At 52.4% G+C, this 7,314-nt stretch carries 4 protein-coding genes and 1 pseudogene; 1 reads left to right on the top strand and 4 read right to left on the bottom strand.

Annotation, left to right across the window (positions count from 1 at the left end):
• Window positions 1-20 precede the first annotated feature (20 nt).
• The gene (locus tag ABNT28_RS09070) at window positions 21-920 is read left to right on the top strand and encodes a tyrosine recombinase XerC (protein WP_348721434.1); all 900 of its coding nucleotides are present in this window, start codon (window positions 21-23) and stop codon (window positions 918-920) included.
• 154 nt (window positions 921-1,074) lie between these two features.
• On the opposite strand, the gene lpdA is transcribed toward ABNT28_RS09070, so the two are convergent.
• The 4 genes and pseudogenes from lpdA to ABNT28_RS09050 form a co-directional block, all read right to left on the bottom strand.
• Window positions 1,075-2,484 (bottom strand): dihydrolipoyl dehydrogenase, encoded by a 1,410-nt coding sequence (gene lpdA, locus ABNT28_RS09065; protein ID WP_332925194.1) that lies wholly within the window; start codon window positions 2,482-2,484, stop codon window positions 1,075-1,077.
• Window positions 2,485-2,521: 37 nt separating this feature from the next.
• The gene (odhB, locus tag ABNT28_RS09060; protein ID WP_348721433.1) at window positions 2,522-3,766 is read right to left on the bottom strand and encodes a 2-oxoglutarate dehydrogenase complex dihydrolipoyllysine-residue succinyltransferase; all 1,245 of its coding nucleotides are present in this window, start codon (window positions 3,764-3,766) and stop codon (window positions 2,522-2,524) included.
• A gap of 60 nt (window positions 3,767-3,826) precedes the next feature.
• Entirely contained in the window at window positions 3,827-6,781 is a 2,955-nt protein-coding gene (locus ABNT28_RS09055; protein WP_348721432.1) for a 2-oxoglutarate dehydrogenase E1 component, read from the bottom strand.
• Between the two features lie 65 nt (window positions 6,782-6,846).
• Window positions 6,847-7,314: pseudogene (locus tag ABNT28_RS09050) on the bottom strand (succinate--CoA ligase subunit alpha); the annotation flags it as partial.

Below are 7,314 nucleotides of genomic sequence, written 5' to 3'. Positions count from 1 at the left end.
GAATATGAAATTAGCCGCTCATGATTACGCCGGCACATCGTGCCGCATGGCTGGCGTGGCTGGCCGAGGAAAAGCGCTATGGGCGCAACACCATCGACGCTTACGAAACCGACCTTGACGATTATACAAGCTACCTTGCCACCCAGCCATCCAGCCTGACTGCCAGCCCGAACCGAACCGTCTTTCGCGGCTGGATTGCCAATATGGCTGATCGCAATCTGGCGCGCACAACCATTGCCCGTCGTGTTTCCGCTTTGCGCGGTTTTTTGCGCTTTGCCAGCCGCCAAAATCTGCTTGATGTGCCTGACCTGAGTTGGCTTCGCGCCCCGCGACCACAGCGTACCTTGCCCAAATCCCTGTCGGTTGATGATGCCCAGGCTTTGCTTGCCGCGATTTTTGCGCGCCGTGGCAATGACTGGATAAAGGCGCGTGATTTTGCCGTACTTATGTTGCTTTACGGGGCTGGCCTTCGCATTTCCGAGGCTCTGTCCCTTCAGCGCCGTGATGCGCCGCTTGGCGACTGGCTGTCGATCACTGGCAAGGGCAATAAAATGCGTGATGTACCTGTTTTGCGTGCCGCTGCCCAGGCTGTTGACGAATATATCGATCTTTGCCCGCTTGCCCTTGATGCCAATAATCCGCTTTTCGTTAGCAGTCGCGGCAAACCATTAGGCGCGCGGGCGGTGCAACGACTTGTCGAATCGCTTCGTGTCGAGCTTGACCTGCCACCGCATGTCACGCCGCACGCCTTGCGTCATGCCTTTGCGACGCATCTGCTTGGCAATGGTGGTGATTTACGCGCCATTCAGCAATTACTTGGTCATGCCAGTCTGGCAACGACCCAGCTTTATACGCATGTTGATGAAGCACATCTTGTCAAAGTGCATCAGGAAACGCATCCACGCGCCAAATTGCGCTAAAGCATCATCCGGCCAAAGGCCGAAAGATGATCGCGGGAATAAGCATCATCCAGCCGATCTGAAACGAAGGCTGATAAGATGATCGTGGTATAATAAACCCATCATCCGGCCAAAGGCTGACAAGATGATCGCGGTAGCATGCGACCGTCTATAGCTACATATGTATCGCACGGCCATCGACAGCCAGTGCCGCTTCCTTGACCGCTTCATTGAGGGTCGGATGGCCATGACAAGTACGCGCAATATCTTCGGATGAAGCACCAAAAGCCATTGCGGTTGCACATTCATGAATAACCGTACCTGCTTCATGGCCTATTATATGCACGCCCAAAACACGATCCGTTTCGGCATCTGCCAGAATTTTCACAAAGCCTTCGCTATGACCTTGTGCGCGGGCGCGGCTATTGGCCGAGAACGGAAAATGTCCAACCTTATAGGCAATGCCTGCCTCTTTCAGCATATCTTCGCTTTTGCCAAGTGTCGCGATTTCGGGTGCCGTATAGACAATGCCTGGCACCAGATCATAATCAACATGTCCGGCCTTGCCTGCCATCATTTCGACCGCGGCGACACCATCTTCTTCGGCTTTATGCGCCAGCATAGGTCCATCAATCACATCACCTATGGCAAAGATACCTTCGATATTTGTTTCAAATCGCGCATCAACCTTGATCCGACCACGTTCGCTTATCGCCAGCTTGATTGCTTCAGCCCCAAGTCCGTCAAGCGCTGGATGGCGCCCAACCGAAACCAGCGCAATATCAGCCTTGATCGTTTCAGCGTCCCCGCCACCTGCAGGTTCGACGGTCAAAGTCACGCCAGTCTTGCTGGCTTTGGCCGATGTCACCGCCGTTTTCAACTTGAATGACAGGCCTTGCTTTTTGGCAATGGTCATGAATTTTTTGGCAATTTCCGAATCCATGCCTGGCAGAATACGCGGCAGAAATTCGATCACTTTGACCTCGGCGCCAAGCCGAGCCCACACCGTACCAAGCTCCAGCCCGATATAGCCAGCGCCAATCACAATCATTTTCTTTGGTACCTTGCCAAGCGCCAAAGCACCTGTCGAACTTACAATCCGCTTTTCGTCAATGTCGATTCCGGGCAGGCTTGATGGATGGCTACCTGAAGCGATCAGAATATTTTCTGCTTTATAGGTGCCTTTATCCTTGCCCGCGGTAATCGTAACCGAACCCGCACCATCAATACATGCACTGCCATGCAGGCGTGTCACCTTGTTCTTTTTGAACAGAAAATCGATTCCCGATGTCAGATTGCCGACAATAGTGTCTTTCGATGCCATCATCTTCGCCAGATCAAGCTTTACCGCGCCTGTATTGATGCCAAGATTGGCCAGCGTATCTCCGGCGGCATTGGCAAAATGTTCAGATGCGTTTAGCAATGCCTTGGACGGAATACAGCCCACATTCAAACATGTGCCGCCTAACGTTTCACGCCGGTCAATACAGGCGACATTCATGCCCAATTGTGCGGCACGAATTGACGCTACATAGCCACCTGGGCCCGCGCCGATTACAATCAGATCGAATTTACTATCGGTCATTATTCTTTCCTTACGTCACACTCTGTAGCCGAAAGCTTTAAACGCCAATCAGCAGACGGCGCGGGTCTTCGACCAAATCCTTGACACGTGCCAGAAATGAAACCGCTTCGCGCCCATCAATGATACGGTGGTCATAGGACAGCGCCAGATACATCATGGGGCGGATCACAATCACATCATCGACCACAACTGCCCGTTTTTCAATTTTATGCATGCCCAGAATCCCGCTTTGCGGTGGGTTCAAAATTGGTGTTGACATCAATGATCCATAAACACCACCATTTGAAATGGTAAAGGTGCCGCCAGCCATATCGTCTGGCGCAATCTTGCCATCACGTGCGCGCATCCCAAAGTCACCAATGGTGCGCTCGACCTCAGCCAGATTCATCTCTTCGGCACCTTTTATCACAGGCACCACCAGACCTTGCGGCGTGCCTACGGCAACACCAATATTGTAATAGTTCTTATAGATAATATCATTACCGTCGATTTCGGCATTAACCGCTGGAAATTCCCGCAAAGCCATGACTGACGCTTGCACAAACATACCCATGAAACCAAGTCGCACCTGATGGGTATTTTCAAATTCGGTTCTGTAACTTGCCCGCAATGCCATAAGTTCGGTCATATCAACTTCGTTGAAGGTGGTCAGCATCGCCGCATTGTTCTGCGCTTCTTTCAGCCGCCCTGCGATCACCCGCCGCAATTTTGACATCGGCACACGCTCTTCGCGCGCCGCATCTATGTCACGCGGTGTCTGGCGCGGTGTCTGGCTTGTTGCCAATGAACGCGGTGCCTGGCTTGCTGTTGCCGGAGCAGGGGCTTTCATCGCCGCCAGCACATCCGCCTTGGTCAAACGCCCATCGACGCCCGTACCGGTAATGTTTTCTGGATTAAGATTATTTTCCTCAACGAGACGGCGCACTGCAGGCGATAAAGGATGCGCATCCACTTTCGATGCTGGCGCTGGGGCCGCCTTTGGGGCAGGGGCTTCGGACTTTGCCGCTGGTGTTTCGGGCTTTGCCGCTTGTGCGCTGGCGCCTTTGCCAGCTTCAACGCGCGCTAGCAAGGCACCGACTTCGACAGTATCGCCTTCGGCCACGACCAGCTCGCTCAATTGACCAGCTACAGGTGAAGGCACTTCCAGCGTCACCTTATCAGTCTCAAGTTCAACAACAGGCTCATCGGCAGCCACCGCATCTCCTGCTTTTTTGATCCAGCGTGCGATCGTTGCGTCGCTAACAGACTCGCCAAGAGTCGGGACAATAATATCGGTTGCCATTAGCAAGCACCCTCCTTTGGTGCGTTGGATATGCATCGGCATCAACATGATGCCACTTAACTATTCTGCGGCGGCCTTGCCACTTTCCTTATCAAAACCAAGTGCGTCTTCGACCAGAGCCTGCTGTTCGAGTTTATGCCGTGACAGGCTACCTGTCGCTGGTGACGCGGCGGCGGCACGTCCGGCATAGATCGGACGCGATTGCTTTGATCCTGCTTTTTCCATCGCGTCTTCGATGAAATCACGGACAAATGTCCAGCTTCCCATATTTTTGGGTTCTTCCTGACACCAGATGATCTTGGCATTAGGCACAGCTTCAAGCGCCTCGATCACGGCTTTTGTCGGGAATGGATATAGCTGTTCCAGACGCAGAATTTCAATATCCCATGCCTTGGCGTCGTCGCGCGCGGCTGCCAGATCATAATAGACTTTACCGCTACACATGACGATGCGCTTGGCTTTGCCATGCTTTACCTTTGTATCACGTTCATCAAGAACACGGTGGAAGCTGGTGCCGCTAGCCATTTCAGCAAGATCAGACACACAGGCTTTATGCCGCAATAATGATTTCGGCGTCATCACCACAAGCGGTTTGCGGAAATCACGACGTAGCTGACGACGCAGAACATGGAAATAATTTGCCGGTGTCGTACAATTAACCACCTGCATATTATCCTCGGCGCATAGCTGCAGATAGCGTTCAAGACGGGCTGATGAATGTTCTGGGCCTTGGCCTTCATACCCATGCGGCAATAGCAGAACCAGCGCGCTCATCCGCAACCATTTTGCTTCACCTGACGAGATGAACTGGTCAACGACAACCTGCGCACCATTGGCAAAATCGCCAAATTGCGCTTCCCACATGACCAGTGCATTTGGCTCGGCTTGCGAAAACCCGTATTCAAAGCCCATCACCGATGCTTCAGATAGCGGCGAATCGATCACTTCAAATGGCGCTTGATCGTCCGACAGACTCGCCAGTGGCGCAAACCGTTCTTCGGTATCCTGATCGACAAGCACCGAATGGCGCTGGCTGAATGTACCACGACAGGAATCCTGTCCGGATAGACGCACTGGATTACCTTCCAGCATCAAGGTGCCAAAGGCCATAAGCTCGGCTGTTGACCAGTCAATCCCTGTGCCTTTTTCGATATTGTCTGCACGCGCTTTCAGAATGCGTGTCAGTTTGGAATTGATCCGCATATGATCCGGAACCTTGTTCATATCGACACCCAGCTTGCGCAGGACATCAATATCAACAGCCGTTTCACCGCGGCGTTCTTCACCATGTGCAGTTCGCATACCCGACCACATGCCTTCAAGCCAGTCAGCCTTGTTCGGACGATAGCTTGTGCCAGCTTCAAATTCTTCATCTAGATGCTTGATGCGGTCATCAATGACCTTTTGTGCACCAGCTTCGTCAAACACGCCTTCGGCGATCAGTTTCTGGGCATAAATATCGCGTGTTGAAGGATGCTGCCCGATCGCCTTATACATAAGCGGCTGGGTAAAAGCTGGCTCGTCACCTTCATTATGACCAAAGCGACGATAGCAGAACATATCGATAACAACGTCGGTATTGAACGCCTGCCGGAATTCAATGGCAATCCGCGCTGTATGCACAACCGCTTCGGGATCATCACCATTCACATGGAAAATCGGTGCCATCACCATTTTGGCCACATCGGTTGGATAGGGCGATGAACGTGAATAAGACGGGCTAGTGGTAAAGCCGATCTGGTTATTCACAATAATATGGATCGTGCCGCCAGTGCGATAGCCACGCAAATCCGAAAAGGCAAAGGTTTCGCCAACAACACCCTGTCCGGCAAAAGCCGCGTCACCATGCAAAAGAATACCCAGCACTTCGGTACGATCATGGTCATCACGTTGTTGCTGTTTTGCCCGCACCCGTCCAACAACAACCGGATCAACAATTTCCAGATGCGAGGGATTAGGTGCCAGACTCAGATGCACCGAGCTATTATCAAAAACACGGTCAGCCGATGCGCCCATATGATATTTCACATCACCCGAGCCCCCAACATCTTCAGGATTCGCCGGATTACCCAGAAATTCGGAAATGATCGCCCGAAACGGCTTACTCAGAACATTATGCAGAACATTCAGACGGCCGCGATGCGCCATGCCGATAACAGCTTCGCCAAGGCCAAGCTGGTTGCCGCGCTTGAGAATTTGTTCAATCGCCGGAATCACCGCTTCGGCGCCATCCATGCCAAACCGCTTGGTGCCCGTATATTTCTTATGCAGATAGCGTTCAAATTCTTCGGCATCAACCAGACGTTCATAAATCGCCTGCTTACCTTTGATGGTAAAATCTGTGCGGTTGCCAATGGCTTCGATACGTTCTTGAATCCATGCTTTTTGCGCCGGGTCCTGAATATGCATGAATTCAACGCCGATGGTGCCGCAATAGGTTTGGCGCAACACATCGATAATTTCCCGCAAGGTCGCGGTTTCCAGACCAAGCACATAATTGATGAAAATTGGACGATCCCAGTCATCTTCACCAAAGCCATAGGCTTCGGGATCAAGTTCGGGATGTAGTTCCGGCTCTTCAAGTGCCAGCGGATCAAGCCGAGCCAGCAGATGCCCGCGGATACGATAGGCGCGAATCAGCATCACCGCACGCAATGAATCCAGCGTCGCCGCCCGCATATTGCCCGCATTCAGATTGCCATTTGATTTATGCGCCGCCGCAACAGCCTTGATCGAAGCTTCCGGATCAACCGCCCCCACGACACGGCTTATGCCATTGCCCCAGCTTGGACCTTTTTCTTCCCAGCTTGGGCCTTTATCCCCAATATCGCCAACCGCCTCAAGCTGTTCGAAATAACGCGCCCATGCCGCATCAACGGCGCGCGGGTTGCGCCGCCAGGCGTCGTTCATTTCAGCTATAAAAGTGGCATTAGCGCCAGATAGAAAGCTACTATCGAGAGCATCAGCATTTTGATGATCGGCGTCGTCACGATTTGGGGTTACCGAATCACTCATGTTTTTCAATCCATCACTTATAGACGCTATTTATTGGCCATAGTGTATAAGCTATTCACTTATATTCAAGAAGAATGGTTGCCAATCGCTGACATAACAGCATCACCAAGCGCGGCAGGTGACGACGCCATCACAAAACCAGCTGCTTCCATCGCCGCTATCTTGTCAACAGCGGCACCACTTCCCCCCGATACAATCGCACCGGCATGACCCATACGGCGTCCTGGCGGCGCTGTCTGACCGGCAATAAATCCGGCAATCGGCTTGCGGTTGGATTGTGCCATATAATAGGCGGCGGCTTCTTCTTCGGCAGAGCCACCAATTTCGCCAATCATGACAATCGCCTCGGTCTGGTCATCAGCCAGAAACATTTCAAGGCAATCGATAAAGTTGGTGCCATTGACCGGATCACCGCCAATGCCAACACATGTTGACTGGCCAAGTCCGGCGGCTGTTGTCTGGGCAACCGCTTCATAGGTCAAAGTACCCGAACGCGACACGATACCGACCTTGCCCGGCTTATGAATGTGGCC

Origin of the sequence: uncultured Candidatus Puniceispirillum sp. (assembly GCF_963979125.1) — a bacterium.
In the GTDB taxonomy this organism is placed as follows: domain Bacteria; phylum Pseudomonadota; class Alphaproteobacteria; order Puniceispirillales; family Puniceispirillaceae; genus Puniceispirillum.
Note: the sequence above shows the minus strand (reverse complement) of the source record. Positions and strands in the feature narration are given on the sequence as shown.